Raw genomic sequence first — 26,497 nt, 5'->3', positions numbered from 1 at the left:
CGAAGTTGGCAGTGGCAAGCGTTTTTCGAAACTTCTACTTCGAAGTTTTGGCCTCCGGGACGGCCCTCAGCGAGATCGTCACCGGTCGACGCCCGGACTCGGCACCCTCTCGCGCCTTGCCCGTGTACGCCTCGAAGAGGGCGTTGATGTCGCCGATCAGCTGCGCCAGCTCCGCGGGGTGCACCTCCACGCGGGCGTTGACGATCGACAGGGCCTCGCGCCACTCCTGCGGCTGCGACTCCTCGACGTCGAGCCACTGCTCCAGCTGGCGGTCGCTGCGGTTGAGCAGTTCGCGCAGCAGGTGCCGGCTGGCCACACCGCCGTCGTCCTCGCTCGCGCCCACCACCATCCGCGACGCCCTGGCCCGCCACAGGTGCTTGCGCCCGTCGGTGTGCTCCGCCTCCTCGATGAGTTCGGCGTCCGCGAGCGCTCGCAGGTGGTAGCTGGTCGCGGAGGGGGAAAGGCCCGTGACCTCCGCACACTCGGTCGCCGTCCCCGGGCCGACCTCGGAGAGGCGCGCCATGATCGCCAGCCGTGCCGGGTGGGCCAGCGCCCGCATGACCTTCGGGTCGTCGATGTGGATGGATGCCCGCGAGGGGCCGTTTGGTGGCTGCATAGCGTCAGAATATCCGAAGTTTTTCCTTCTGACCTAGCCTTCGGAGCGGGCAATCCTGGCAAACCTGAATCAAATCGCAGACGATGCAAAGGACTTGTGGTCACGTGGGGTAGCCGTGGACATGCAGGCCGGCCCCTCGGGCGACCGGCCCGGAGAGCAGGGGCGACGGGCGGGGCCGCGCTCGCCGGCACCCGCACCCGGCAGCACGCGCTGGACCACGGGAAATGCGGCCACCACTAGCTGACAGCCCGTCTAGCACGGGGCGGCCCGGGGCACACCCCGCCGAACGGGGGTGGTGCGGGTGATCCACGCGGTGTGAGCATGTGGTCACCTTCGGGGGTGCGGCACGGCCGTCGGGGGAGGTGGCCTGGGCCACCCCCGAAGGGTTCCGGGTGGGTGCCCGAGAACGAGGAGGGCCCCGGCGGTCGCCGGGGCCCTCCTCGTTCTCGGTGCGGGGTGGTGCGGGCTACTCCTCGGAGGCCAGGGTGAGGCCGGCCAGCTTGACGGCGGCCAGGGCGGTGGCGCCGAGGATGACCACGATCAGCAGGGGGACGGCGACCGAGGTGGCCACGGTGGCGTCGATGGCGCCCTCGGCGGCGACCGACTCGGCGATGCTGCGGCCCCACTGCTGGATGCTCAGGGTCTTGGCGCCGTCGACGAAGTTGCCGATCAGGCTCTCCCAGATCAGGGCGTAGCCCAGGCCGGCCACCACCGCGTTGCGGGTGACCACCGAGAGCAGCAGGAAGACCGCACTGTAGACGGCACCGGCGACCAGGGTGCCGACCGCGTAGCCGGCCGCGAGCTGGTCCTCGGTGCCGACCAGGACCAGCCCGGCGACCAGGGTCGGGACGGCCGCGAAGACCCAGGTGGTCACCACGGCCACCGCGAGCTTGGTGGTGATGATCTGCCAGCGCGGCAGCGGCTTGGCCAGCAGGTAGACGATCGAGCCGTCGTCGATCTCGGTGGCGATCACGCCGGTGCCGACGATCAGGCCGAGCAGCGGGACCAGGGTGCCCAGCGAGAGCTGGCCGAGGATGGTGGTGGCCAGGTCGTGCTTGTCCCCGCTGCCGCTGCGGGCGATCACGGAGATCACCAGCAGCAGCACGGGCGCGGCCAGCAGCAGGAGGCCGCGGCGGCGCCCCAGCAGGCCGCGTACGGTCAGCCTGGCGACGGTCAGGTTCACAGGGGTCAGCCTTTCGGGTGCGACGGGGCGTCAGCGACGGAGCGTCGGCGGTGGGGCGTCAGTTGGCGACGAGGTAGGAGAAGACGCTCTCCAGCGACTCGTCGGCCGGGGAGACGGTGTAGAGCCGGATCCCGGCCTCCTTGGCGACCTTCGGCAGCAGCGTGGTGAACTGCGGGAAGTTGATCGCCTCGATGCGCAGCGCCCGCTCGTGCCAGTCCAGTTGGATGCCGGCGGTGGAGCTGTCCGCGATCAGCGCGGAGGCCAGCCGGCGGTCGTCGCTGGAGCGGACCAGGTAGCGGTGCGGGCGGTCGGTCATCAGGCGGCGGATCTTCCGGAAGTCACCGGAGGCGGCGTGCCGGCCGGCCACCACCACCTCGATGTGCCGGGCCAGCTGCTCGACCTCCTCCAGGATGTGCGAGGAGAACAGCACCGTCCGCCCGGCCGAGCCGAACTGCCGCAGGAGCTCCATGAGTTGCAGTCGCTGACGCGGGTCCATGCCGTTGAACGGCTCGTCCAGCAGCAGCACCTCGGGGTCGTGCACCAGCGCCGAGGCCATCTTGACCCGCTGCTTCATGCCCTTGGAGTACGTCCCGGTCTTCCGGTCCTGGGCGTACTCCATCTCGACCAGCCCGAGCGCCTTCTTCGCGGCCGCGCCCGGGTCGGCCAGGCCGTGCAGTTCGGCGTTGGCCAGCACGAACTCCCAACCGGTCAGGTAGTCGTACATCGACTCCCGCTCCGGCACCAGGCCGATCTTGCGGTAGACCTCCTGGTTGCGCCAGATCGGCACCCCGTCCAGGGTGACCGCTCCGGCGGAGGGCGCCAGGAACCCGCTCATCATGTGGATGAGGGTGGACTTGCCCGCGCCGTTCGGCCCGAGCAGACCGGTGATGCCCGGCCCGATCTCCATGCTGACGTCGTTGACGGCGACCACGTTGCCGAACCAGCGGGAGACCTTGTCGATGGTGATGACGGCCATGACGTTCCCTCAGATCTTCCGGTAGCGGCGCAGCAGCGCCCAGTACGAGCCGCCGATCATCGCGACCACGGCCAGCGCGAAGACCACCACGCCGATCCCGTCCGGGGCGGTCAGCTGACCGGCCGTCCGGATGTCCAGCACCTGGTTCAGCAGCGCCTCGGTGGCGGAGCTCGGGGAGAGCAGGAAGGCCCAGTGCGCGGACTCCGGCGGGTCCATCCGGTCGCCGCCGAGCAGCAGGTAGACGATGCCCGCGAGCACCGAACTCACCAGCAGCACACCCATGATGGCGGCCACGCCGAAGCCCCGGCGCGGGGTCAGCGCGGAGATCGCCAGGCCCAGCGCGGCGTACACCAGCGAGGTGACCACCGCGACGGCCAGGCCCTGGAGGAAGTGCCCGGTGTTCTTGCCGAGCGGCAGCCCGCCCAGGATCGAGCCCAGGTAGAGCACCAGCAGCGGGACGACGGTCATCAGCAGCATGGCCGAGGTCATCGCGGCGAACTTGGCCCGGACGTAGTCGCCCCGGGTGATCGGCCGGGAGAAGTACAGCGGCACGGTGTGGTGCCGCAGGTCCCGCGACATCAGCACCGGGGACTGGGCGGCCACGAAGATCTGCACCAGCACGCCGAACGCGGAGAGGAACTGCGGGTAGTCCACCGGGAACAGGTCGGTCTTGACCGGCCCCTGGAGGAACAGCCCGATCGCGACGATCACCACGGCGGCGGCCGTCAGCCCGGAGGCCACCAGCATCGGCAGCACCTTGGACTTGCCCGAGCGGCCCAGGCCGTAGGCGGCGCGCAGGCTCTGCACGTAGAGCGAGCGGGTGGCGTAGCCGCGGCCGAGCCGGGGGCCCTGGTAGCTGCGGTAGCCGATGTTGTGGATGACCCCGCCGTCGGCGGGCCCGGCCCCGGAAGGGAGTTGCTCAGACATCGGCACGGCCTTCCGTGGTCGCGGCGGAGTCGGTCGTGAAGATCTCGGAGACCCGGTGGCGGCGCTGCTCCAGCCGGACCAGGCCGAGGCCCAGGTCGGCCACGGTGTCCCGGACGGTGTCGTAGGTCTCGTCGCCGGCGATCTCCACCAGCAGGATCTTGGCGCCGTCCTGACGGACCACCAGCCCGGCGGCGGCCAGTCGCTCCCGGACGGCCTCGTCGGCGTCGAAGGCCGGGTCGTCCGGACGGTCCGTCACCTCGACCGCCAGCAGCTGGGTCGCCTCGGTGAAGGAGGCGGTGGAGGAGGAGCGCAGCAGGCGGCCGCCGTCGATCACCACCAGGTGGTCGCAGGTGCGCTCCAGCTCGCCCAGCAGGTGGGTGGTGACCAGCACCGAGATGCCGAAGTCGGTGTGCACCCGGCGGATCAGGCCGAGCATCTCGTCCCGGCCGACCGGGTCCAGGCCGTTGGTCGGCTCGTCCAGCAGCACCAACTGCGGGTCGTGCACCAGGGCCTGGGCCAGCTTCACCCGCTGCTTCATGCCGGTCGAGTAGCCGCCCATCGGGCGGTAGCGCTCCTCGTACAGGCCGACGTGGCGCAGCGTGTCGGCGGTCCGCTCGCGCGCGGCGGCCGGCGGCAGCCCGGCCATCCGGGCCATGTGCACCACGAACTCGGTCGCGGAGACGTCTGGCGGCAGGCAGTCGTGCTCGGGCATGTAACCGACCCGCTCGCGGATCGCCGACCCCTCGGTGGCGATGTCCAGGCCGAGCACCCGGCCCGTGCCGGAGGTCGCCGGGGCCAGCCCGAGCAGGATCTTGATGAGTGTGGACTTGCCCGCCCCGTTCGCCCCCACCAGACCGACCACACCGGGCTGCACCTCTACGGTGAGCTGGTCCAGTGCGGTGACCCGGGGGAACTTCTTGGTGAGGGCGTCCGTCTTGATGACAGTGGTGGACACCGTCCCAACCTAGTGGCCCCGCCCGGCACGCGGAATGAGCTGGCGAGAGGAACCGGGCCCCCTACCCCAGGATGACTCCGGGCCGCCCTCCCCCTAGGGGTCGGACGGCCCGGCACCGGACGCGTGCGTCAGCCCAGCATCCCGTACTGGCCCATCGCCACCTGGCGGAAGGCCTGGACGGGGACGCCGTCCTGATTGCTCGTCAGCACCAGCGCCGTCACGTCACCGCGCTGGAAGTACGCGGCCCGGGCCACCGGCTGGGGGTCCTGGCCGGGCTTGCCCGCCTTGGCGGCACTGGCCTTGACGGTGCTGTGCCGGTCCATCTCCGGGTCGATGGTGTCGACCGAGGCCTCCAGCCCGGCCGGCTCCTTCAGCGAGCCGTAGTTCATCTTCAGGTAGTGGCCCTTGGCCTCGTCCTCGGAGCCGAACCGGAGCAGCCAGAGCTCGGTCCGGGTGCCGTCGGCCGCCGTCCAGACCCGGCGGACCGCGTCGCGGCAGGCGTTCTCCAGCAGGATCGCGCGCGCCTCGGCCGGCTCCTTCTCCAGCTCGGCGTAGTCCGAGCAGCTCTTCCGGTCGGCCGCCGCCGTCACCCCGGTCGGCGCGGGCAGCAGCAGCTGCCGCAGGTCGGCGTGGTGCCGGTTGCCCGCACCACTGGCACTCGGGGCGGGCTTGCCGGAGGGCAGCGGAGGCAGCGCCAACTGCGGGAAGGCGTACCGGCCGTCGTTCGGCGTCTCCAGCCCGGGCAGCTCGGTCCGCTCGGGGGCGATCACCGCGGCGGCGGTACCGCCGCCGGTCAGCACCGCCACCAGCACGGCGGCCACCCAGCGGGCCCGCACCTTGCGGCGGGGGCGGCGCAGCTGCTCCGCGACCAGCACCTCGGTGGCGGCCGGGGACTCCGCCGGGGCGGACTCCTCCGGAGTGAGCGGCGGGGTGGAATCCTCCGGAACGAGCGGCGGGGCGGGCGGCGGGGCGAGGGGCTGCTCGGTCCGTACCGGCTGCTCCGGCTGCTCCGGCTGCGTGTTCTGCTCGGTCATGCGGACGCTCCCGGGCGGGCCAGCCGGTCCAGCTGACGGCTGAACAGTTCCACGGTCTTCTCCTTCGGCAGCGGGGCGATCCCCTCCACCTCCATCTCCACCCGGAGGTCACCCTCGGCCGCCGAACAGACCAGCCGGTCGATCTTCGCCCCGGGGGCGGCGTACGGCAGGAAGCAGCGCGCCTTGTCGTGCCCCGGCACGCTCGGGCCGATCCGGTACAGGCCGGAGTCCGAGCCCAGCACGTTCTGCCAGGCGGTGTCCGCCTTGATGGCCTCCTGGTGGTACCTCAGCAGCCAGATCGTCACCACGTACGAACGGTCGGACGCCACGTAGCTGCGCACGCCGGCGCCGGTCAGCGGCTGGTCCTGCCACTCCTTGCGCAGCGCGTCCCGGAGCTTCTCGGGAAGGCCGTGCAGCTGGTCCTCGACCCAGCCCTTGCGCTGGTCCTCGGTCAGCTCGGTGTCGTTCCCGTACGCGCCCGCGTCCGGGCCGACCCGGTGGTCGTCCGGCAGCGGCAGTAGCAGGTCGCGGAGCGAGCCGAAGTGGCTGCCGTTCTCCCTGGTGCCGAAGGACGGGCTCGGCGAGGCCGAGGGCGAGGGCGAGGCGGCCGCCGTTCCGGACGGCTGCCCGGACGGCGCGGCCGCCACGGCCCCGCCCTCCGGGTACTGGGTGCGCAGGATGCCGATCCCGATGCCGACGCCCAGCAGCGCGGCCGCCACCACGGCGGCACCGGCCCGCAGTGCCGTGCGCCGGGCCGGGCCCGGGTTCCGCCCCGCCGGACGGTCCGTCACCCGCTCGTCCTGCTCCGGGGTTCCGGAGTTCTCGAGAATGCTCATACCAGCCGCTCCCACTGCTGCTTGGCGATGCCGGCGAGCTCGTCCCGGTCGACCTGGGAGGGCGAGAACACGACGATCCGCATCACCACGTCACCGCGCCGGGCCAGCGCCTCCCCGGAGTAGTACTGCTCGGTGCTGTCCACGTACGTCTGCGCCTTGGTGTCGGTCTGGTAGACGCCACCGGAGACCCCCGCCAGCGGCAGGGCGCCCGGCCCGTGGTCCTCCACCTCGCGCTGCGCGGCGACGGCCCGGTCCGAGTGGAACTGGATGAGCTCCACCCGCCACTTCACGTCCCCCTTGCGCCAGGTGGCCACCGCGTCGCGGCGGAACCCGTCCTGGAGCATGGACTGGAAGTACGAGGCGGAGTTGCCGACCGACAGGGCCTTCCCGCCCACCGTGAACCAGCCGGAGCCGGAGGCGTAGTCGTAGTCCCACTCCTCCGTGCCCTGCGGCCGGGGCAGCAGCAGGGTGCGCAGGTCACCGTCGATCTTCAGCGGCGCGACCGCCGCCTCGGCCACGGCCTGCGGGTCCGCCGGGGTGGCCGGGTAGGTCGGGGACGGCACCGCCAGCGCGGGCAGCGGCGTGGGCGGGCTCCCCGCCTGGACGGCGTAGCCGACCGCCCCGCCCAGCAGCGGGCCGACCAGCAGGGCGGCCAGCAGCAGGCGTGGGGTGGAGACCGGGCGGCGCGGCGCGGCGGGCTCCGGCTCGCCGCCGGCCCCGAGCAGCTCGACCTCGGTGGTCCCGGCTGCGGCGGTCCCGGGCGTGGTGGCCTCGGCCGCGGCGGTCTCGGGTGTGGTGCCCTCGGGCGTGTTGATCGGTTCAGCCACCGGAGGACAACCTCTCTCGCTGACGCTTCATCGCATCGTGCAGCGCGGCCTTGTCCGGCGTGCCCTTCACGTACACGGTGACCTGGTACTCGACGTCGCCGACGGAGGAGATGCCGACCATCTTCCCGGTCCACGCCTCCTGTTCGGGCTTGAGCATGATGCCGCGGCCGTCGGGGTCGCCCTCGATGCCGAAGCTGTCGCCCTTGCTGATCTTCATGCCCTCGGCGAAGTCCTTCGCCATCTGCCGGGACTTGAAGCGCAGCAGCCGGACGTTGACCTCCTGGCGGCCGTCGGCCGTGCGGTAGCGGCGCGTCGCCGCGTCGTTCTTGTAGCCGTAGGAGGCGAGCACCTCGCCCATCTCGTCGGCGTTGGAGAACTGCGCCGACACCTCCTCGGTGCTCAGCTTCACGCCCTCCGCCGGGCCGTAGGACTCGGCGCCCTCGGGCATCGGCAGCAGGAAGAACCGCAGGTCACCACCGTGGGTGGCACCGTCCACCGTGCCGTGCAGGGTCGACGACGGCGTGGGCTTCGGCGTGGGCGTCGGGCTCGCGGACGGAGTCGCCGACGCACTCGGGCTCGGGCTCACCGTCGGACTCGCGCTCGGGCTCGGGCTCGCCGGGGCCGCCGCGGCGACGACCGCCTTCGGCTTCCCGACCGCCACGGTGACGGCGGCACTGGCCGCGGTCACCGCGACCAGCCCGGCCACCGCCAGACCGACCCCGAGCGCCCTCGGCACCCGGCCACCGGCCGTCCCACCTGATCCACCCTCAGGCCCGGCCGCCTCCACGGAGGCGGTTTCGGGCACGGGTGCTGACGCGTGCTCGGACGCGGACAAGGCACTCCCCCGGAAGAACGGAACGCGGGACCCCGGCTTCCCACCGATACCGGCCCTCGCGTGTGACAGCACGGATTATGGTTCGCATTCCCCCCACCCCCCAATCCGTTTTCCCCGACGATCCGTCACAATGCCCACCCAACCGGACACCCCGTGACCGAACCGCAACGGACCCCCGCCCGCCGGCGCCCCGGCCCGGGTCACGCGGACGGCAGGGGCCGGCGGCCCGGCGGGCACCGCTGCGCCGCCGGCCCCTGGGGGTCGGCGGCGCGGCGGTCAGAGCCGTACTACATGGTTTCGTAGTAGTGGCTGGCGAAGACGCTGAAGCACGGGTACTTCGCGTCGAGCTCGGTCTCGGGCTCCGACTCGGGCGCGAGCACCTGCAGGGCGAGGACCTCGGTCATCGGACGGACTCCTCTCGGGAGGGACGGGGCCGACCCCGGTGATCAGAAGTCGGACTGGGTGATGGTGCTCTCGTAGATGCTGAAGCAGGGGAACAGTCGGTCCTCCGACTCCTCCTCGTCCTCGAATGCGAGCTGCTGCAGGGCGAGAACCTCGGTCATCGTCAACTCCCTTCTCTCTGCGATCGATTGGCGGGATCCAGGGTGAACCAGTCGTCACCCGGGCCATGGAGGGCTCGGCACAGTGCCAGCAGGATCCCCGCGCTGCCACTGGCCAGATCCGCGCTGAACCGGAGCGAGCCCGTTCCGAGCCAGCGGACGCCGTCCCCGTGCGGGACGGCGTACTTGAGGAGCCCGGTCGCCAGCCGCACCGCGTGCCCGCGGTCGGCGTCGTCCCGGGTGAAGTCGGCGTGCTCCACGGCCAGGTGGACCAGGCCGGCGAAGCCGTCGTGCAGGCCGGGCTGCACCGCGCTGACCTTGCGGACGTCCGCGACGACCCGGGGCAGGGCGGTGGCGCAGCGTTCGTCGGCAGCCGGGCCGGCCGCGTAGCGCAGCAGGACCGTTCCGATGCCGGCGGACCCGGTGGCCAGGTAGGGCATGACCCGCCGGTTCACCGCGTTGTCGGCGAACGACAGCGAGCCGTCCGGCAGTTCCACCGCGCGGTCCAACTCTTCGTGGAGCAGGGCGAGTCCGGCCGCCCGGTAGTGCTGCTCACCGGTGGCGTCGGCCAGGTGGTGCAGGAAGAGCGCCGGCCCGGAGCGGCCGTGGAACAGGCCGCGGGCGTCGTGGGCGCCGAGCGTCGGCACCGGGTCGGCGGTGTGCAGGACCGCGTCCCCGGCGGCGACCGCCCGGTCCAGGTGGCGTGGGTCTCCGGTGCGCCGGTGCAGGGCGAGCCAGGCGAGGCCCACCCCGGCCCGACCGCCCGCCAGTGTGCTCGTCGTCCGCGTCAGTGGGTGGTCGTCGGCGGTGCGCAGCAGGTCGGCCGCCTCGTCGAGGTGCCCGGCCTCGGCCAGCACCCGCGCGACACCGGCCGAGCCGACCGCCAGCCCGGGCGGCAGCGCGTCCGCCGTGGCGAGCGCGTCCCGCCGCAGCCGCTTGCCGACCTCCTCGGGGACCGGCAGGCCGGCCCGGTGCAGGGCGTGCACCACACCCGCCGTCCCGTAGGCCAGGCACACCGTGTTGGTGCCGAACGCCGAGGGCGACGGCGGGAAGACCCAGTCGGTCCGCTCGGGGGCCGCCAGGTCGAGCAGGCCGGTGGCCGTCCGCTCGGCGAGCCGTGCCAGGCAGCCCAGCGGGTCGGCCTCCACCTCCTCGGGGTCGGGCAGGCCCGCGGCCGCGTCCGTGCCCGGCCGGTGGAAGGCGGTGGCCCGTCGCCACAGGTCGTCGGGCACCGGCGAGACGGCCGCCAGGTCGCGGCGCAGCAGCGCGAAGTTGGCCGGGGTCAGCTGCGGCGCGTTGGGGAACGGCACCAGCAGGGTGAGCGCCACGGCCGCCATGCCGTAGTGGTCGGAGAGGAGGGGGTCGGGGTGCCCGGCGACGAGGTCCCGGGGCGGTACGAAGCCCGGCGTGCCCATCCGGACGGGGGCGGCGGACGCGGGGTTCACCGTCTCGAAGTCGACCAGCCTGGCGTCCCCGGCGGGGGTGACGATGACGTTCCCCGGGTTCATGTCGCCGAACCGGAGCCCCAGTTCGTGCAGGCGGCCGAGGGCCCCGTCCAGCGAGGCGAGCAGGCGGCGGCAGGCGGCGTGGTACCGGTCGAAGTCCTCGGCGGGCCGGCCGGCCAGCAGGGCGGGCGAACTGCGGTTGATCCACTTCACCAGCGGGAGCCCCTCGACGAGCTCCATGACGAGGAAGTCGTGCTCCCACTCGGTGAAGTGGTCCAGCGGTTCGGGGCACACGCCCGGAGCGGCCGCGTGCACGGCGGTGAGGGTCTCGTACTCCCGCCGCAACCGCTCCTGGGCACCGACCCCGTCCCAGGTGTAGCCGTTGTGCGGACGGGCCTCCTTGACCAGGACCAGGCGTCCCGTCCGGGTGTCGCGGGCCTGGTAGGCCCCGCCGGCGTTGCTCGGCTGCAGCACCTTGACGACCTCGTAGTCCCGGATGCGGATCGCACCCCGGTGCGGGGCCGGCTCCTGGGCCACGAAGGGGTCGGTGATCCCGTCGGGCAGGGTGAAGAACGGCAGTCGGACGTCCGGCACCTCGCGGCCGTGCCCGTCCCGCACCAGCGGCTCCGAGGTGCCGTCGGCCAGCAGCCGGCTCAGCGGGCCGAACGCGCCGTACCGGTAGTGCACGGTCCGCGAGTCGGGGTACCGGCGGTCGGTGAGGACGTACGCGCCCTCCTCGCCGCGCAGGTCCTCGGCGAGGGCGGCGAGGAGCCGCCCGGCGGCCTCGGTGTCCGGCGGGTAGACGGCACAGAACTTGCCCGACTGGGGCCGGGCCGCGTGCTTGTGGTGCAGCGCGAGGTAGAAGAAGTGCGCCGACACGTGCTTGAACGGCACCCCTTCGGCGAAGCACCTGGCCGCCACCACGTCGAGGACCTCCTGGGCCCGCTCCAGCCGCGCCGACACGTGGATCTTCCAGCCCTGCCCGGCCCGGCGGACACCGGGGCGGCTCCACCCCGTCCAGATGTCCCGGTCGGTGCCGCGCCAGCCGTCCGGCACCCGGGCGGGGGCGAAGCGCCGGCCCGGGTCGGCCATCGTGCCGAGCGGAGCGTAGAACTGCTCGTCGGCAAAGGCCTCGGACATCGCGTCGAACAAGGAATCTCCTCCTCCGAAGGGGACCGGCCCCGGCGGTGGCCGCCGGAAAGACGGTGGGCGCGGTGCGTAGGGCAGCGGTGCATCGGGCAGCGGTCAAGCCGCGGTACGGCACCGCCTTCGCCCCACGGGCTGGGACCGTCCCGCGGCGGCCGGAGAGGGCGTCAACTGCCGTGCCCGCTCCCGGCCTTCCCCCGCAACGGCGAGGCCGGCGGGCGGCCCGGCACGGGGGACGGGGCGCAGCCCGACCAGCTCTGCCGGTGCCATCTCCCACCCCCGTCCGTTCGGTCCGCCCCCGTTCGAGCACGGCACCCGCGTGACACAGCCTGACACCGGGTAGTTGTGCGGAGGTTCGCTGAGGGTTCAGAACCGGTATACCCGCAGCTCGGGCCGGTCCGGCCCGGCACCGACGTCATCAAGTCCCTTGTGCAGAAGCCGTGGTGGCCTGTGCACTGTCCGATTCCCTACCTCCGCTTGACCGTTGCCAACCCCGGCTGCCCGGATTCCCGTCCCGCCGGACCGGTTTCCACACCGCTCACACCTGTGACCATCTGTCCTGGCGGTCCTTCCCCGACAGAACACGCAGAGGCGCAACTGGCCCGGGCGCGGCAGCACTTGGCCTCCGCCGTTCGGTCGCATGCGTGTCCGCCGGAACGAGGGCGAACACCGATCTGCCGAAGCTCCGCCGGTCTCCCCCGAGGAGGCCAGGGGAGACTTTCCGAAAGTACAGGCGATCGTCGAGCCGGCGGAGAGGACCATGCCGCACACGGGTCGCTACTGATCGCCGCAGGCCGGGTGTGCGGTTACCGGTGATCGGGCCGGTGCGGTACGTGCCGCGCTCTGCTGAGCTTCGGCCGTCGGCCGCCGGCGGCGAGTTCGCTGAGGCGCTCGCCGATCACGGAGACGCCAGGGCGGGGCTCGCTCTCGTAGTACCAGGGCTTGCGCCGGCGCAGCAGTTCCTCACCGTGCTCGGTCCAGGTGAATCCGGGCTTCCGCAGCAGCTTCCGGAACACCGCGTCAGCGGCTTCCGGGTAGGCGGCGGCCAGTCGGCGGATCGGCAGTGGCGCGATCGACTCCTCGCGCAGGTACACGCGCAGCAGGTCCTGGTGCTGCTTGCGGCCCGCGAGGGCCGGGTCGGCGAAGAGGTCCCGCAGCTTCCCGTAGTCGGCGTAGAAGTTGAGTCCGTCGACCTCGTCGTAGATGACACCGACGGTGTCCGAGTCCGCGAGGTCCTGCAGGAGTTCGAAGGCCGGGAAGTCGAGGTCCGGAAGCTCCCTGCCCCGCGTGCACTCCGGGTGCTGGGCGATGGCGGCCTCCTGCCGGTGCCGGTAGTAGGCGTTGAGCCGCTCCTCGGCTTCGGCCGGGGAAAGGACCAGTTCGTCGCTGCCGCAGAACTCGACGAACGCGGCCCGGTCCTCCCGCATCGACTCCCATCCCCGCTGGATCTTCTCGGGGTTGCGGAAGACCAGTTCGGGGTAGCTGGTGGCCAGTTGGAGTGCGGCCTGCGCGATCTCGGTGGCGCTGGACTTCGGGTAGGACGACATCATCCCGGAAACCAGCCACACGCCGTCGGCCTGGTGGACGGGCACCAGGCAGGCGAGGAGGAATCCGCCCTTGGAGACTCCGCGGAAGGCCGCCCGCCCGACGTTCGAATACGTGCGGTACTCCAGGTCGTCGACGAGGTTCAGCAGGACGACGGCTTCCCCGTCCTTGCGCCGGATCTCGAAGACGCCCTCGACCGGGTCACGCCAGCCCAGCAGCATCGCCCGATCGGCTTCGCTCAAGTCCCTTCGCCCGGCGACGAACCGGTCCACCACGGTCGCACCGTCCGGCAGGTGGTAACGGAGAATGAAGTTGTCGATGATCCGGATCGCGTCACCCTCGTCCAGCAGCCCTTCAGGGCCTGCCGCCTCCAGCAGGAGGGGCGTCAACCACCGGTCGAAACGCGCACTCTGGGCGAACTCGACCAGTTCGCCCTTCAGTTCGGCACAGCGCTCGATCAGATCTCGCAACGACGCCTCGTCCTCGCTCCGTACGCCCACAGCCATGTGACCCCTCCCGGACACGAACGTTCCTACGCTCACTGCGCCCAGTGGTGACGGTACGCCTCGACCCACTCTGCTCCGTCCGGAGCCGGGTCCGGCAGTGGAAGGTCCAGCAGCCCGATCGCCTGCCGGGCCCCGCCGCGGGTGCACAGGGCAACGATCCTTCCGTCCTGTGAGAGGTCGATGCCGTGCACGGTCACCTCGACGCCCAGCACCGAAGTGCTGAACGGCACCGCCAGGTTCTCCTCGACGGCGGCGAACAGAGCCGACACCTGCTCGTGCTCGTCGTAGGTGTCGACCGTCGCCTCATCGACCAACGCGTCCAGCTCTCGCCTGCTCAACGTGCCCATGGCGCCACGTTAGCCAACCTGCCCGTGCCGATGCGCGAGCGGTGCGAAGGTCCGCCGAAAGGCGTGCGTGTCGTCGTCCCATGTGCTTGAGCACCGTTGTCCTCCCCATCCACCGATGGGGCGAGGGGCAGAAGATCTGGCGGCGGGCCGAGGACCTCGGCTCCCACACCGCCTACACCTACGACCACCTGAGCCGGCGGTCGTTCCGCGACGAGCCGTGGTTCGGGTCGGTGCCGACGCTGACGGCGGCCGCGACGGCGACGGCGACGGCGACCGAGCGGATCCGGCTGGGGACCCTCGTCACGTCAGTCAAGCCTCGTTCACCTATCGCAGCCTGACCTGCCGAGACACCCACCAGAAGCGTTCCGGCTCCGCTCGGAGTCAGATCGCGATGAGCCGAATCCGGCTGCCGCAGAGCTTGGCCATGTCGTCGACGTCCGAGGTCAGCATGGCCACCGGCCCCGGCTGGCGAAGCGCCATCTCGGCAACAGTGGCGTCGATGGCGTACTTGTGACCGTGTAGACCGGCCTGCTTGAGCAACGCCGCGGAGACGCTGGCCGCGTGCTCGGTCACGGGCTCGATCCTGACCTGCGAGAGCACCCAGTTCAGCCGGGCAGTGTTCGCCTTGGCGTGCGAGATCTCCACGATGGTGTTGGCGCCGATCACCAGGCCGGCCCCCATCGAGTGGAAAGCCTTGATCATCGCGAGCACGTGCCGGTCCTGTGAGATCCAGGCGGACATTCCCTGGGAGTCCAGTACGACGGTCTCGATGCGCGCACTCACGCGGCGGCTGCTCCGCTGCCCGGCTCGGACGAACCGAAGATCCTCGTGTGTGCGGCAGCGAGTTCCTCTTCCGTGAATGCGCCGTGTTCTTCCTCGTACCGGCGGAGTTCCTCACCGAGCAGTTGGTGCCTGATCTGCCGGGCCACCGCCTCGGCGACGTAGCCGGAGATGTTGTCCGTGAGCTTCTTCAGCTCGGCCACCTGCTCCGTGGGCAGAGTGACCGTGATGCGCGTGGTGGCCGCCATGAGGCAAGCATACTGCCGGTATGCGACCCTGTCGGGCTTTCGCCGTCGTAGGGTCGCAGGCATGCGACTGAGCACGGTGATCCTCCCCATCCACCGGTGGAGCGAGGGGCAGAAGATCTGGCGGCGGGCCGAGGACCTCGGCTTCCACGCCGCCTACACCTACGACCACCTGTCCTGGCGGTCCTTCCGCGACGAGCCGTGGTTCGGGTCGGTGCCGACGCTGACGGCGGCCGCGACGGCGACCGAGCGGATCCGGCTGGGGACCCTCGTCACGTCGCCGAACTTCCGGCACCCGGTGACCCTGGCGAAGGAGCTGATCACGCTGGACGACGTGTCCGGCGGGCGGCTGACCCTGGGCATCGGGGCCGGCGGGTCGGGCTTCGACGCGACGGCGCTGGGGCAGGAGGCGTGGTCGCCGAAGGAGCGGGCGGACCGGTTCGGGGAGTTCGTGCCGCTGCTGGACGAGCTGCTGCGGGAGGACGCCACCACCCGGGAGGGGACGTACTACTCGGCGGTGGAGGCGCGGAACGTCCCCGGGTGCGTGCAGACGCCCCGGGTGCCGTTCTACGTGGCGGCGACCGGGCCGCGCGGGCTGCGGCTGGCAGCCGAGTACGGGCAGGGCTGGGTGACGTACGGCGACCCGCGCGGGCCGGCGGACGTGCCGGTGGAGCAGGCACCCGAGGTGATCGCCGGTCAGCTGGCGAAGCTGGCGGCGGCCTGCGAGGCGAAGGGGCGGGACGTCGCGGAGCTGGAGAAGGTGCTGCTCCAGGGGTCGACGGCGGAGAAGCCGCTGCAGTCACTGGACGCCTTCGTGGACTGGGCGGGCCGGTACCGGGAGATCGGCATCACCGAGCTGGTGATCCACTGGCCGGTGCCGGACTCGATCTTCGCCAACGACCTCGCGGTCTTCGAACGGATCGCCACCGAGGGCTTGGCCCAACTCGGCTGACCCACCCGGGCGGAGGGCGCCCCGCCCCGTGACCCTCCGCCCGGCCGTCCCCCACCCGCGAAGCCGACCCCAACGAAACCGTGCACTCGTTCGTGGGAACCGGTGAGAGCGAAAGAGGTGTGGGGTGAGCTGGCACGACGTGCTGTCCGACCTGCTGGAGACCCGGGGATCCGCGCTGAAGCGGTACGGGTACCTGCTGTGCGGCGACCGGAGCGAGGCGGACGACCTGGTGCAGGACGCCCTGGTCCGGGTGTTCACGCAGCCCCGGCGCGACTGGACGGTCGACGCCGCGGAGCCGTACGTCCGCCGCGTGATGCTCAACCGCTACCTGGACCAGCACCGCAGGCGGTCCCGGTGGAGCCTTCTGCTCCCGCGCCTCGCCGCACCGGACACCACCGCCGACTTCAGCCCGGCCACCGGCGACCGGCTGGACGTGGTGAGCGCCCTCTCCATCCTGACGCCGCGTCAGCGCGCCTGCACGGTCCTGCGGTTCTACGAAGACCTGACAGTGCCCGAGGTCGCGGGGCGGCTGGGATGCAGCACGGGAACGGTCAAGCGGCACCTGAGCGACGCCGCAGCAAAACTGGGCGAGGCCCTGGGGCCCGCCCGTCTCGAAGGGGTGGATCAAGGTGAGTGAGTCGACGACGACCCGGCAGCTGCTGTCCGACGCGGCGGAGCAGGCCGGCCAACTGGAAGCCGATACGAACCTGATCGTCGCGCGGATCCGAAGGCGTCGCCGGGCCCGGACCGGCGCGGCCGGGCTGGTCACCCTCTGCGCCGCGACCGCGGCGGTTCTGCTGATGTTCGGCCCGGCCGGGTCCGTGACCCCGGCCGCCGCACCGCCTGCCGGCCCCGCCCCGGTCGGCCCCAGCGTCGTGGAAATGCCCTGCTGGAGCACTGCCGTGGGCATCCCGGCCAACGCGCCCAGCCTCGGATTCCGCGGCAGCTCCTGCCACTACTTGGGCCTCACCCTGGACGCCGCACGCACGCTGGCCGCGCAGGAAGGTCTCAAACTCGAAGTGCTGGTCCCGGGGCAGGGCATCACCTACGACCTGAACTTCACGCGGCTCCGGGTGAGGGCCGTCGACAACATCGTGGTCTCCGCACACATCGGCTGAGGCAGAACCGGGGGTCCGGACGCGGGCGTCCGGGGTGGTGGGTAGCCTGTCCGGTCGTCGGACGTCGTGGATGGAAGTACGGGGGAGTCGTCGGTATGTCAGCTCGTGGACTGGTGACGGGTGTTGCGGTGGTCTCGGCCTTGGTGCTGGGGCTGACGGGGTGCCAGAAGAAGGACGAGGGCGCCGGGAAGACCGTCGCCGCCGCCCCGGAGACGGCGAGCAGCGCGCCCTCGGCCGCATCGGGCGCCACCGGCGCGGGCACCGCCACCGGCAGTGCGAAGGCCACCCCGAAGGCGGGCGCGAGCAAGAGCCCGACCGCCGCGGCGAGCACCGACGCCGGGGAGGACGTGGAGGGCTGCAGCACGCCCGCGCCGAAGCCGAACTGGAAGTACGTCCAGGCGGTGAAGCCGCCCAAGCAGGACACCCTCTACGTGAAGGACGCCAAGTTCGTCTGTGACCCGAACGACGGGCACTACGAGGGCGCCGGGGCCGAGAAGACCTACATGTTCGCGACCACGGTGAAGGCGCAGATCTCCACCGGTGCCGGCAACGCCAAGACGGTGCCGGTCGGCGAGCTGTGGCAGCACATCGGGGACTGCCTGGTGGAGCGGGCCCAGGTGAAGGACCCGTACAGCTGCTCCGGCGGCATCTACGAGATCGCGCTGGACGGCAGCGGCAAGATCACCCAGATCCGCGAGGTCTGGCACCCGTAGTCCCGGGAGCGGCTGGGCGGGCAGGGCGATCGGCCGGGGCGGGCGGGCAGGGCGGGCGGTGAGCGAAGATGGAGCGGTGACCGACTCCTCCCGCCCGCTGCCCCGCCCGCCCCGGCTGATCGCCACCGACCTGGACGGCACGCTGCTCTGCTCGGGCGGGGTGGTCTCCGAACGGACCGCCGCCGCGCTGGCCTCGGCCGAGCGGGCCGGGGTGCAGGTGGTCTTCGTGACCGGCCGGCCGCCGCGGTGGATGGAGCAGGTCAGCCCGCACATCGGCGGCCACGGGGTGGCCATCTGCTCCAACGGCGGGGCGGTGGTGGACGTCCACCGCGGCGAGCTGCTGCGGAGCTTCCCGCTGGCGCCGGCCGACACCCTCCGGGTGGTCGAGCTGCTCCGGGCCGAACTGCCGGGCAGCGCCTTCGCCTTCGAGTTCCCCGGCGGCTTCGCCCGGGAGCCGGAGTACTCGCTCTTCATGTGGGACTCGCAGAACGAGCACCCCGTCGCCCCGGCCGAGCGGCTGCTGGCCGAGGGCCGGGTGGACGGCCTGTTCAAGGTGCTGGTCAAGCACCCCGAGCTGGACCCGGACGTCTTCCTGGACAAGGCCCGGGCGGTGGCCGGCCGGTACGCCGAGATCACCCGCTCCGCCCCGGTGGCGCTGCTGGAGATCAGCGCGCTCGGGGTCACCAAGGCCACCACGCTGGCCGGCTGGTGCGCCGAGCAGGGCATCGACCGCAGCGAGGTGGTGGCCTTCGGCGACATGCCGAACGACCTGGAGATGCTGGCCTGGGCCGGCCGCTCCTACGCGGTGGCCAACGCCCACCCGGACGTGCTGGCCTCGGTCGCCCGGCACACCCTCAGCAACGAGGAGGACGGCGTGGCCCGGGTGGTGGAGGAGTTGCTGGGACTCGGCTGACGGCCCGTCGGATCCGGGTGTCAGAGCCGGGCCGACCAGCGGACCCGGGTGCCCCGGCCGTCCGGGCCGGGCTCGTGCCAGGCGTCGCCGCCGAGCACCTCGGCCCGCCGGGTGAGGTTCTTCAGCCCGCTGCGCCGCCCCCCGTCCGGGATGCCCACCCCGTCGTCGGTGACGGTGAGCAGGACGGCGGGCCAGCCGGGGCGGTCGGCCGCCTCCGGGTCGCCGGAGAGCGGGTGGCCCTCGGCGTCCAGGTGGACGGTGGCGTCGATCTCCACACCGACCCGGGAGGCCCGGGCGTGCCGGGCCGCGTTGGAGAGCATCTCCCGCAGGGCGGCCAGCAGCTGACGGCCCGTCTTCTCGCCGACCAGGCTCTCCACCGGGCCGGTGAAGGTCATCGAGGGCTTGAAGCCGAGCGCGGCGGCGGCCTGGCTGCCCTCCCGCAGCACCCGGGTCCGCAGGTTGTCGGGCTCGTCGCCGTGGTCGTCGTGCTGGAGGGCGTAGATGGTGGTGCGCACCTCCTGGATGGTGGCGTCCAGCTCGTCCACGGCCTTGCCGATGCCGACCTTCACCTCGGGCACCAGGGCCCGCCGGGCGGCGCCCTCCAGCATCATCCCGGTGGCGAACAGGCGCTGGATGACCAGGTCGTGGAGGTCGCGGGCGATCCGGTCGCGATCCTGGAAGACCGCGAGGCGCTGCTGGTCGCGCTGGCCCTCGGCCAGCCGCAGGGCCAGCGCGGACTGCGAGGCGAAGGCCTCGGCGAGCTGCTTCTCGGACTCGGTGAACGGCGGAACCCCGGCGCTGCGCCAGACCGAGAGGCCGCCCAGCACCCGGCCGGCCGCGATCATCGGCACCGCCATCGAGGCCCCGAAGGAGCGGGCCAGCCGGATCACCACGGTCGGGTCGGTGGACATGTCGTCGAGGTGGACGCTCTCGCCGCGCAGCAGCTCGGCGGCGAAGCTGCTGGGCGGCAGCAGCTCGCCCTGGACGAACTCGGCCTTCTCCCCGGAGGCGTGCGCCACCCGCATCTGGCCGTCGCCGGTCGGCAGCAGGATCATCCCGAGCGCGGCGTCGGCCAGTTCGCGGACCTGCTCGGCGGCCACGGTGAGCGCGACCTGGGCCCGGTCGGTGGAGAGCAGCGCGGTGGTGACGGCCGAGGCGCCGGCGATCCAGCGCTCGCGGCGGCGGCCCTCCTCGTAGAGCCGGGAGTTCTCGATCGCGACGCCCGCCGCGGCCGCCAGGGCGTGCACCACCTGGGCGTCCTCGGGGGTGAAGGCGCCGGTGGTGGACTTCTTCTCGGTCAGGTAGAGGTTCCCGAAGACCTCGCCGCGGACCCGGATCGGCTCGCCGATGAAGGACCTCATCGGCGGGTGGTGCGGCGGGAAGCCGACCGAGCGCGGGTCGGCCGAGAGGTCGGCCAGCCGGAGCGACTCCGGCTGCTCGATCAGCGCGCCCAGGATGCCGCGCCCGGCCGGGAGTTCGCCGATCGCGGCGGCGTCCTCGTCGTCGATGCCGACGTGGATGAAGTCGGAGAGCCCGTCGGCGTGCGGGGAGATCACGCCGAGGGCGGCGTACCGGGCGTCCACCAGCTCGGCCGCGGCAGTGGCGATCCGCTGCAGGGTGGCGTGCAGGTCGAGCCCGGCGCCGACCGAGACGACCGCCTCCAGCAGGCGCTGCATCCGGTCGGTGACGGCGGCGGCCGACTGGAGGCGTTCGGAGACCTCGGTGACCAGCGTGTCCAGACCGAGGGAGGCGATCTCGGGCACGCGGTGTGCGGTCGGGTCGGTGCTCTGCTCCGGATTCTCCATGGTTTGAGACTAGTTTGTGGCGGTTTGCAGAGCGGTGTGCGCAGGCTCGTGGCGGGTCCCGGGAATCCGCGCGGGGGCCCCGTCGGCCAGCTGCTCGCGCTGCCACATGGCGGTCAGCCGACCGTCCGGATCGGCCGTCAGCTCCCGCCAGCCGCCGCGCTCGACGACCTCGCCGCCGTCCAGCACCAGGATCTCGTCGACCTCGGAGAGCCCGGCCAGCCGGTGGGTGATCAGCAGGGTGGCCCGGTCGGTGGTGGCGGCCAGCAGGTCGGCGGTGAGGGCGTCGGCGGTCGGCAGGTCGAGGTGCTCGGCCGGCTCGTCCAGCACCAGCACCGGGAAGTCGGCGAGCAGCGCCCGGGCCAGCGCGAGGCGCTGCCGCTGGCCGCCGGAGAGCCGGGCACCGTGCTCGCCGACCATGGTGTCCAGGCCGTCCGGGAGGCCCTCGGTCCAGTCCAGCAGCCGGGCCGCGGCGAGGGCGGCGCGCAGGTCGGCGTCGGTGGCACCGGGGCGGGCCAGCCGGAGGTTCTCGCGCAGCGAGCTGTCGAAGAGGTGGGCGTCCTGGGCGCAGAGGCCGATCGAGCGGCGGACCTGGTCGGAGTCCATCCGCCGGGTGTCCACAGGCTGTGGACAGTGCAGCTCGACCCGGCCGGCGGCCGGCTCCAGGAAGCGCAGCAGGGCCAGTGCCAGGGTGGTCTTGCCGGAGCCGGACGGCCCCACCACGGCCACCCGGCGGCCCGGGGCCAGGTCGAGGTCGACGCCGTCGAGGGCCGCCCCGTCCCGGCCGGGCCAACGGACCGTCAGACCGCGGACCGTCACCCGGGAGCCCGGCGCGGCCGGGACCACCGGGTCGGCGGGCTCGGCCGCCGGGGGCTCGGCGCTCAGCAGCTCGTCCAACCGGGCGGCGGCGCCCCGGCTGCGGGCCCGGGCCTGGACGGCGAGCGGCATGCCCGAGACGGCCTCGAAGGCGGCCAGCGGGGTGAGCACCACCAGGGCCAGGCAGACGCCCGCGAGCGCCCCGGTGGAGACCGCGTGCACGCCGACGGCGGCGGCCGCCGCCACGGTCAGGCCGGTCACGGCGGCGATCAGGCCACTGCCCAGGGCCAGCGCGGCGGCCGACCGGGCGGCCAGCGCGGTCAGCTTCCGGTCGGCCTCGCGGGCCACCGCCAACCGGGCCGGGAGCGCCCCGGCCACGGTGAGCTCGGCGGTGCCGGTCAGGGTGTCCACCACGGCGGTGGCCAACTCGCCCCGGGCGGGCGCCTGCTGACGCTCCGTCCGGGCCGACAGGCGGGCCGACAGCGCGGGGACGGCGACCCCGGCCAGCAGCAGGCCGAGCGCCAGCAGCAGGCCGGCCGCGGGCAGGAAGAGGCCGAGGCCGACCGAGGCCAGGAGGGAGACGGTGGCGGCCACGGCGGCCGGGAGCCGCCAGCGGAGGTGGTGGTCCTGGACGGCGTCCACGTCGGCCACCAGCCGGGAGAGCAGGTCGCCCCGCCGGAAGGCCGGCAGGCCGGTGGGGGCGAGGCGCTCCAGGCGGCGGTAGACGGTGGTGCGGACCGCGCCGAGGGCGCGGAGCACCGCGTCGTGCGAGACCAGCCGCTCGGCGTAGCGGAAGACGGAGCGGCCGATGCCGAAGGCCCGGACCGAGGTGACGGCCATCATCAGGTAGAGCACCGGCGGCATCTCGGAGGCGTACGAGATCAGCCAGCCGGAGGTGGCCATCAGCGCCACGGCGCAGCCCAGTGCGAGGCTGCCGAGCACGGTGGCCAGGGTGAGCCGGGGCCGCACGGCGGAGGTCCGGACGGGCTCCGCGGGCGCCTCCGGCGCGGGCTCGGTTTCACGTGAAACAACGGCACCCGCCCCGACCGGGGCGACCGGCTCCGCCGGGCCCGGCGCAACCCCTGCGGGAACGACCGAGGCCGACTCCACGCCGCCCGCACCCGCACCCGCACCCGCACCCGGCGCAGCCTCGTCCAGAGCACCCCGGCCCGGCGCAGCCGTCTGCTGAGCCGCCGTCAGGTGGTGGTGCCGGTCGGCGATGGCGAGGAGGGCGGGGCGGTGGGCGACGAAGAGGACAGTGCGGCCGGTGGCGGGGAGGGTGGCGAGGGCGTCGACCACGGCCTGCTCCCCCGCGCCGTCGAGGTTGGCGGTGGGCTCGTCCAGCAGCAGCAGCGGACGCTCCGTCAGGAGGGCCCGGGCCAGGGCCAGCCGCTGCCGCTGGCCGGCCGAGAGGCCGGCGCCCTGCTCGCCGAGGACCAGTTCGGGGGTGGCGAAGTCGGCGGCGTACGCGGCCGCCAGGGCCGCCCGCAGCTGGGCGTCGGTGGCGTCGGGGCGGGCCAGCCGGAGGTTCTCGGCGACCGTCCCGGCGAACAGGTAGGGGTGCTGCGGCACCCAGGCGATCTGGGCGTGCCAGCCCGCCCGGTCCAGTTCCTCCAGCGGCACGCCGCCGACCCGGACGGTGCCGCCGTCCGCCGGCACGAAGCCGAGCAGCGCGGCCAGCAGGGTGGACTTCCCGGCCCCGCTCGGACCGGTCAGCGCGGTCACGGTGCCGGGCTCCAGCGCGAGCGAGACCGGTGCCAGGCGGTCCCTGACGGTCAGTCCGTCCAGCGAGACCACCGCGGTGCGCAGGTCGGGGGCGGGCCGGGTGCCGCCGGCCGGCAGCGGGGTCTCCAGTACCTCGAAGACCTCGTCGGCCGCGCTCAGGCCCTCCACGCTGGAGTGGTAGAGCGCGCCGACCTGGCGGATCGGGAAGTACACCTCGGGGGCCAGCACCAGTACCAGCAGGCCGGTCTCCAGCGGCATCGAGCCGTTCACCAGCCGGAAGCCGATGCCGACCGCGACCAGGGCGACCGAGAGGGTGGCCAGCAGTTCCAGCGCGAAGGAGGAGACGAAGGCGATCCGCAGGGTCCGCAGGGTGGCCCGGCGGTGTTCGTCGGTGATCCGGCGGACGGTCTCGGCCTGGGCCTTGGCCCGGTTGAAGACCTTGAGGGTGGGCAGCCCGGCCACCACGTCCAGGAAGTGGTGGCTCAGCCGGGCCAGGCTGCTCCACTGACGGTCCATCCGGCTCTGGGTGGCCATCCCGATCAGCACCATGAAGAGCGGGATCAGCGGCAGGGTGCCGGCGATGATCGCGGCCGAGGTGAGGTCGGCGCCGAGGATCCGCAGCAGCACCACGGCCGGCACCACCACGGCCAGCGCCAACTGCGGGAGGTAGCGGGCGAAGTAGTCGTCCAGCGCGTCGATCCCCCGGGTGGCCAGGGTGGCCAGCTCACCGGTGCGCCGGGTGGAGAGGTGGGCCGGGCCGAGCGCGGTGGCGTGCTCCAGCAGCCGCCGCCGCAGCTCGGACTTGACCCGGGCGACCGAGCGGTGGGCGGTCAGTTCGGTGAGCCAGGCGACCAGCGCCCGGCCCAGCGCGGTGGCCGCCAGCAGGAGGAGCGGGCCGGTCAGCCCGTACTCCCCCCGCTGGAAGGCCCGCACCACGATCTCGGCGATCAGGCTCGCCTGGGCCACCGTCAGGAGGGCCCCGACCCCGCCGAGCAGGACCGACCCGGCCAGGAAGACCCGGGTGGCCCGGGCCTCCCGCAGCAGTCGGGGATCGACGGGCCCTCGGCGGTCCTTCGGCATGGCTCGGCTCTCCAGGAGGGCGGAAGGGTCAGTGCGCGGCGGGGATGTGCTGGGTGCCGATCCGCTTGCGGAACACCCAGTAGGTCCAGCCCTGGTAGAGCAGTACCAGCGGGGTGAAGACCGCCGCCACGATGGTCATCAGCTTCAGGGTGTACGGCGAGGAGGCCGCGTTCTCCACGGTGAGCGAGTACGCCGGGTCCAGGGTGGAGGGCATCACGTCCGGGAAGAGCACCAGGAAGAGCATCGCCACGGCCGCCGCGACGGTGACGCCGGAGAGCGCGAACGACCAGCCCTCGCGCCCGGTCCGGATCGCCGCCAGCGAGCCGACCAGGGCCAGCACCGCGAGCACCATGGCGCCCAGGCTCCAGCCGTTGCCGCCCTCGGCCTGGGTCCAGACCAGGAAGACCAGCGCCAGCACGGCGGTGAGCAGCCCCAGTTGGACGGCCAGGCCACGGGCCCGGTCCCGGATGTCGCCGAGGGTCTTGAGCGAGGCGAAGACCGCGCCGTGGAAGGTGAAGAGCGCCAGGGTGACCAGCCCGCCGAGGACGGCGTACGGGTTGAGCAGGTCCCAGAAGCCGCCCACGTAGTTCTTCTCGGCGTCGATGTCCACGCCCTGCACGATGTTGGCGAAGGCCACGCCCCAGAGGAAGGCCGGGATCAGCGAGGTCCAGAAGATGGCCTGCTCCCAGTTCCGCTGCCAGCGCTCGCCGTCCCGCTTCACCCGGTACTCGAAGGCCACGCCGCGGACGATCAGGCAGACCAGGATGATCAGCAGCGGCAGGTAGAAGCCGCTGAACAGGGTGGCGTACCAGTCCGGGAAGGCCGCGAAGGTGGCGCCGCCCGCGGTGAGCAGCCAGACCTCGTTGCCGTCCCAGACCGGGCCGATGGTGTTGATCAGGACCCGGCGCTCGGTCCGGTCCTTGGCCAGCAGCCTGGTCAGCACGCCGATGCCGAAGTCGAAGCCCTCGAGGAAGAAGTAGCCGATCCACAGCACGGCGATCAGCACGAACCAGACGTCGTGGAGTTGCATCCGAGATCCCCAGTCAGCGAATCAGTAGGCGAAGGCGAGCGGCTTGTCGGCGTCCTCGGGGTCCCCGCCGCGCAGGGTGGGGTCCTTGGCCGGCGGTTCCTCGCTGGTCACCGGGCCGGCCTTGGCGTACTTGGCCAGCAGCTTCACCTCGATCACCGCGAGGATCGCGTAGAGGGTGGTGAAGGTGGTGAGAGCGACCACCTGCATGGTGACGCTGACGTTGGGGGAGACGGCGTCGGCGGTGGTCATCAGGCCGAAGACGGCCCAGGGCTGACGGCCCATCTCGGTGAAGATCCAGCCGAAGCTGTTGGCCAACAGCGGGAAGCCCATGGTGAGGATGCCGATCCGCCAGCTCCACTTGGTGAGGAACGGGCCCAGTTCCTTGTTCTTCCAGAGCATCAGCCGTGGCGGTTCCTCGTCGCCGGTCCGGTGGGCCCGGTCCAGGAAGAACTTCTTCCGGGTGGTCCAGAGCCCGATCAGCGCGGCCACGAAGGAGGTCATCCCGAAGCCGATCATGAGGCGGAAGCCCCAGTAGGTGACGAAGATGTTCGGGATGTAGTCCTGCGGCTGGCCGCCGTACTTGGCCGCCTCGCTGGCGGCGGTCTCGTTGATGCCGGGCACGGCCGAGGTGAAGTCGCTGTTGGCGAGGAAGGACAGTATGGCCGGGATCTCCAGCGCGACGCTGTTGTGGCCCTCGTTGACGTCGCCGACCGCGAAGATCGAGAACGGGGCCGGCGCCTCGGTGTCCCAGAGCGCCTCGGCCGAGGCCATCTTCATCGGCTGCTGACGGAACATCACCTTGGCCAGGCTGTCGCCGCTGAGCGCGGTGCCCAGGCCCGCGATCACCGCGACCACCAGGGCGAGGCGCAGCGAGGTGCGCATCACGGCGGTCTTCTTCGGGTCGTTCTCCCCGGTCCGCTTGGCCTTCCAGAGGTGGTACGAGGAGATGCCGACCATGAAGGCCGCGCCGGTCAGGAAGGCGGCGGTCAGGGTGTGCAGGACCACCACCACGGTGGTGTCCTGGAACAGCACCCGGGCGATGTCGGTGAGCTGGGCCTTCCCGGTCACCGGGTCGATCGCGTAGCCGACCGGGTGCTGCATCCAGGAGTTGGCGGCCAGGATGAAGTACGCGGAGAGCACGGTGCCGAGGGCCACCATCCACATGCAGGCGCAGTGGATCCTCTTCGGCAGCTTGTCCCAGCCGAAGATCCACAGGCCGATGAAGGTGGACTCGAAGAAGAAGGCGATCAGCGCCTCCATCGCCAGCGGGGCGCCGAACACGTCACCGACGAAGCGGGAGTAGTCCGACCAGTTCATCCCGAACTGGAACTCCTGGACGATGCCGGTGACCACGCCCATGGCGATGTTGATCAGGAAGAGCTTGCCCCAGAACTTGGTGGCGTGGAAGTACTTCTCCTTGCCGGTCCGCACCCAGGCGGTCTCCAGACCGGCCACCAGGGCGGCCAGACTGATCGTCAGCGGCACGAAGAGGAAGTGGTAGACGGTGGTCACACCGAACTGCCACCGCGCGATGGTCTCGTGAGCGACTGCTAGGTCCACTTCGCCTTCTTCCTGACCGATGCTC

General features: G+C 72.4%; 23 protein-coding genes and 1 pseudogene. 6 read left to right on the top strand and 18 right to left on the bottom strand.

Translation table 11 applies throughout. From position 1 onward, the window contains the following. Positions 1-34 precede the first annotated feature (34 nt). The 12 genes from ACIA8O_RS10675 to ACIA8O_RS10620 form a co-directional block, all read right to left on the bottom strand. On the bottom strand, positions 35-616 hold the full coding sequence (locus ACIA8O_RS10675) for an ArsR/SmtB family transcription factor (protein ID WP_396293285.1): 582 nt from the start codon (positions 614-616) through the stop codon (positions 35-37). 466 nt (positions 617-1,082) lie between these two features. Then, a complete protein-coding gene (locus ACIA8O_RS10670; RefSeq protein ID WP_396293284.1) occupies positions 1,083-1,799 on the bottom strand; it encodes an ABC transporter permease in 717 nt (238 codons plus the stop codon). Between the two features lie 58 nt (positions 1,800-1,857). Further along, complete coding sequence (locus tag ACIA8O_RS10665; RefSeq protein WP_396293283.1) at positions 1,858-2,775, bottom strand: ABC transporter ATP-binding protein; 918 nt, start codon at positions 2,773-2,775, stop codon at positions 1,858-1,860. A gap of 9 nt (positions 2,776-2,784) precedes the next feature. After that, positions 2,785-3,702, bottom strand: coding sequence for an ABC transporter permease (locus tag ACIA8O_RS10660; protein WP_396293282.1), 918 nt, complete (start codon positions 3,700-3,702; stop codon positions 2,785-2,787). After that, on the bottom strand, positions 3,695-4,657 hold the full coding sequence (locus tag ACIA8O_RS10655) for an ABC transporter ATP-binding protein (protein ID WP_396293281.1): 963 nt from the start codon (positions 4,655-4,657) through the stop codon (positions 3,695-3,697). Before ACIA8O_RS10655 ends, ACIA8O_RS10660 begins: the two co-directional genes overlap by 8 nt. A gap of 128 nt (positions 4,658-4,785) precedes the next feature. Continuing rightward, positions 4,786-5,691: a hypothetical protein gene (locus tag ACIA8O_RS10650; RefSeq protein ID WP_396293279.1), complete on the bottom strand. Its 906-nt coding sequence runs from the start codon at positions 5,689-5,691 to the stop codon at positions 4,786-4,788. After that, entirely contained in the window at positions 5,688-6,527 is an 840-nt protein-coding gene (locus tag ACIA8O_RS10645; protein ID WP_396293278.1) for a hypothetical protein, read from the bottom strand. Before ACIA8O_RS10645 ends, ACIA8O_RS10650 begins: the two co-directional genes overlap by 4 nt. Next, the gene (locus ACIA8O_RS10640; protein ID WP_396293277.1) at positions 6,524-7,354 is read right to left on the bottom strand and encodes a hypothetical protein; all 831 of its coding nucleotides are present in this window, start codon (positions 7,352-7,354) and stop codon (positions 6,524-6,526) included. Before ACIA8O_RS10640 ends, ACIA8O_RS10645 begins: the two co-directional genes overlap by 4 nt. Beyond that, positions 7,347-8,090: a hypothetical protein gene (locus ACIA8O_RS10635; protein ID WP_396293276.1), complete on the bottom strand. Its 744-nt coding sequence runs from the start codon at positions 8,088-8,090 to the stop codon at positions 7,347-7,349. Before ACIA8O_RS10635 ends, ACIA8O_RS10640 begins: the two co-directional genes overlap by 8 nt. 664 nt (positions 8,091-8,754) lie before the next feature. Further along, positions 8,755-11,346 carry a class III lanthionine synthetase LanKC gene (lanKC, locus tag ACIA8O_RS10630; protein ID WP_396293275.1) on the bottom strand — a complete coding sequence of 864 codons (2,592 nt, stop codon included), beginning with the start codon at positions 11,344-11,346 and terminating at the stop codon, positions 8,755-8,757. A gap of 800 nt (positions 11,347-12,146) precedes the next feature. Next, a complete protein-coding gene (locus tag ACIA8O_RS10625; RefSeq protein WP_396293273.1) occupies positions 12,147-13,391 on the bottom strand; it encodes a hypothetical protein in 1,245 nt (414 codons plus the stop codon). 32 nt (positions 13,392-13,423) lie between these two features. Continuing rightward, positions 13,424-13,738: a hypothetical protein gene (locus ACIA8O_RS10620; RefSeq protein ID WP_396293272.1), complete on the bottom strand. Its 315-nt coding sequence runs from the start codon at positions 13,736-13,738 to the stop codon at positions 13,424-13,426. A 41-nt stretch (positions 13,739-13,779) separates the two neighbouring features. Here ACIA8O_RS10620 and ACIA8O_RS10615 point away from each other — a divergent pair. Further along, a pseudogene (locus tag ACIA8O_RS10615) lies at positions 13,780-14,067 on the top strand (hypothetical protein); the annotation flags it as partial. Positions 14,068-14,119: 52 nt separating this feature from the next. Here the strand turns inward: ACIA8O_RS10615 and ACIA8O_RS10610 are convergent. Both ACIA8O_RS10610 and ACIA8O_RS10605 read right to left on the bottom strand, forming a co-directional pair. Then, positions 14,120-14,521, bottom strand: coding sequence for a DNA-binding protein (locus ACIA8O_RS10610; protein WP_396293271.1), 402 nt, complete (start codon positions 14,519-14,521; stop codon positions 14,120-14,122). Continuing rightward, positions 14,518-14,766, bottom strand: a complete 249-nt coding sequence (locus ACIA8O_RS10605) for a hypothetical protein (RefSeq protein WP_396293270.1) — start codon at positions 14,764-14,766, stop codon at positions 14,518-14,520. The genes ACIA8O_RS10610 and ACIA8O_RS10605 overlap by 4 nt, the downstream gene beginning before the upstream one ends. 61 nt (positions 14,767-14,827) lie before the next feature. Between ACIA8O_RS10605 and ACIA8O_RS10600 the strand changes: the two genes are divergently transcribed. The 5 genes from ACIA8O_RS10600 (at position 14,828) to ACIA8O_RS10580 (ending at position 18,459) form a co-directional block, all read left to right on the top strand. Further along, positions 14,828-15,715 carry an LLM class flavin-dependent oxidoreductase gene (locus ACIA8O_RS10600; protein ID WP_396293269.1) on the top strand — a complete coding sequence of 296 codons (888 nt, stop codon included), beginning with the start codon at positions 14,828-14,830 and terminating at the stop codon, positions 15,713-15,715. A 124-nt stretch (positions 15,716-15,839) separates the two neighbouring features. Further along, positions 15,840-16,352 (top strand): SigE family RNA polymerase sigma factor, encoded by a 513-nt coding sequence (locus ACIA8O_RS10595; RefSeq protein ID WP_396293268.1) that lies wholly within the window; start codon positions 15,840-15,842, stop codon positions 16,350-16,352. After that, positions 16,345-16,833 (top strand): hypothetical protein, encoded by a 489-nt coding sequence (locus ACIA8O_RS10590; RefSeq protein ID WP_396293267.1) that lies wholly within the window; start codon positions 16,345-16,347, stop codon positions 16,831-16,833. Before ACIA8O_RS10595 ends, ACIA8O_RS10590 begins: the two co-directional genes overlap by 8 nt. A 95-nt stretch (positions 16,834-16,928) precedes the next feature. Next, positions 16,929-17,546: a hypothetical protein gene (locus ACIA8O_RS10585; RefSeq protein ID WP_396293266.1), complete on the top strand. Its 618-nt coding sequence runs from the start codon at positions 16,929-16,931 to the stop codon at positions 17,544-17,546. 76 nt (positions 17,547-17,622) lie between these two features. After that, on the top strand, positions 17,623-18,459 hold the full coding sequence (locus ACIA8O_RS10580; RefSeq protein WP_396293265.1) for an HAD family hydrolase: 837 nt from the start codon (positions 17,623-17,625) through the stop codon (positions 18,457-18,459). Positions 18,460-18,479: 20 nt separating this feature from the next. Here ACIA8O_RS10580 and ACIA8O_RS10575 read toward each other — a convergent pair whose 3' ends face one another. From ACIA8O_RS10575 to ACIA8O_RS10560, 4 genes are read right to left on the bottom strand one after another with little or no spacing between them, the layout of a single operon-like run. Continuing rightward, entirely contained in the window at positions 18,480-20,264 is a 1,785-nt protein-coding gene (locus ACIA8O_RS10575) for a GAF domain-containing protein (RefSeq protein WP_396293264.1), read from the bottom strand. Between the two features lie 9 nt (positions 20,265-20,273). Beyond that, positions 20,274-23,882, bottom strand: coding sequence for a thiol reductant ABC exporter subunit CydD (gene cydD, locus ACIA8O_RS10570; protein ID WP_396293263.1), 3,609 nt, complete (start codon positions 23,880-23,882; stop codon positions 20,274-20,276). A gap of 28 nt (positions 23,883-23,910) precedes the next feature. Beyond that, a complete protein-coding gene (gene cydB / locus ACIA8O_RS10565; RefSeq protein ID WP_396293262.1) occupies positions 23,911-24,912 on the bottom strand; it encodes a cytochrome d ubiquinol oxidase subunit II in 1,002 nt (333 codons plus the stop codon). A gap of 21 nt (positions 24,913-24,933) precedes the next feature. Further along, complete coding sequence (locus ACIA8O_RS10560) at positions 24,934-26,472, bottom strand: cytochrome ubiquinol oxidase subunit I (RefSeq protein ID WP_396293261.1); 1,539 nt, start codon at positions 26,470-26,472, stop codon at positions 24,934-24,936. Between the last annotated feature and the right edge of the window lie 25 nt (positions 26,473-26,497).

This window comes from Kitasatospora sp. NPDC051853 (genome assembly GCF_044452665.1).
Classification (GTDB): Bacteria; Actinomycetota; Actinomycetes; order Streptomycetales; family Streptomycetaceae; genus Kitasatospora.
Note: the sequence above shows the minus strand (reverse complement) of the source record. Positions and strands in the feature narration are given on the sequence as shown.

Excerpts from the sequence above, each read along its gene's own strand:
- ACIA8O_RS10675 (WP_396293285.1), bottom strand. The coding sequence starts at position 616 with ATGCAGCCACCAAACGGCCCCTCGCGGGCATCCATCCACATCGACGAC.
- ACIA8O_RS10665 (WP_396293283.1), bottom strand. The coding sequence starts at position 2,775 with ATGGCCGTCATCACCATCGACAAGGTCTCCCGCTGGTTCGGCAACGTG.
- ACIA8O_RS10660 (WP_396293282.1), bottom strand. The coding sequence starts at position 3,702 with ATGTCTGAGCAACTCCCTTCCGGGGCCGGGCCCGCCGACGGCGGGGTC.
- ACIA8O_RS10650 (WP_396293279.1), bottom strand. The coding sequence starts at position 5,691 with ATGACCGAGCAGAACACGCAGCCGGAGCAGCCGGAGCAGCCGGTACGG.
- ACIA8O_RS10645 (WP_396293278.1), bottom strand. The coding sequence starts at position 6,527 with ATGAGCATTCTCGAGAACTCCGGAACCCCGGAGCAGGACGAGCGGGTG.
- ACIA8O_RS10625 (WP_396293273.1), bottom strand. The coding sequence starts at position 13,391 with ATGGCTGTGGGCGTACGGAGCGAGGACGAGGCGTCGTTGCGAGATCTG.
- ACIA8O_RS10620 (WP_396293272.1), bottom strand. The coding sequence starts at position 13,738 with ATGGGCACGTTGAGCAGGCGAGAGCTGGACGCGTTGGTCGATGAGGCG.
- ACIA8O_RS10605 (WP_396293270.1), bottom strand. The coding sequence starts at position 14,766 with ATGGCGGCCACCACGCGCATCACGGTCACTCTGCCCACGGAGCAGGTG.
- ACIA8O_RS10600 (WP_396293269.1), top strand. The coding sequence starts at position 14,828 with ATGCGACTGAGCACGGTGATCCTCCCCATCCACCGGTGGAGCGAGGGG.
- ACIA8O_RS10585 (WP_396293266.1), top strand. The coding sequence starts at position 16,929 with ATGTCAGCTCGTGGACTGGTGACGGGTGTTGCGGTGGTCTCGGCCTTG.
- ACIA8O_RS10575 (WP_396293264.1), bottom strand. The coding sequence starts at position 20,264 with ATGGAGAATCCGGAGCAGAGCACCGACCCGACCGCACACCGCGTGCCC.
- cydD (WP_396293263.1), bottom strand. The coding sequence starts at position 23,882 with ATGCCGAAGGACCGCCGAGGGCCCGTCGATCCCCGACTGCTGCGGGAG.
- cydB (WP_396293262.1), bottom strand. The coding sequence starts at position 24,912 with ATGCAACTCCACGACGTCTGGTTCGTGCTGATCGCCGTGCTGTGGATC.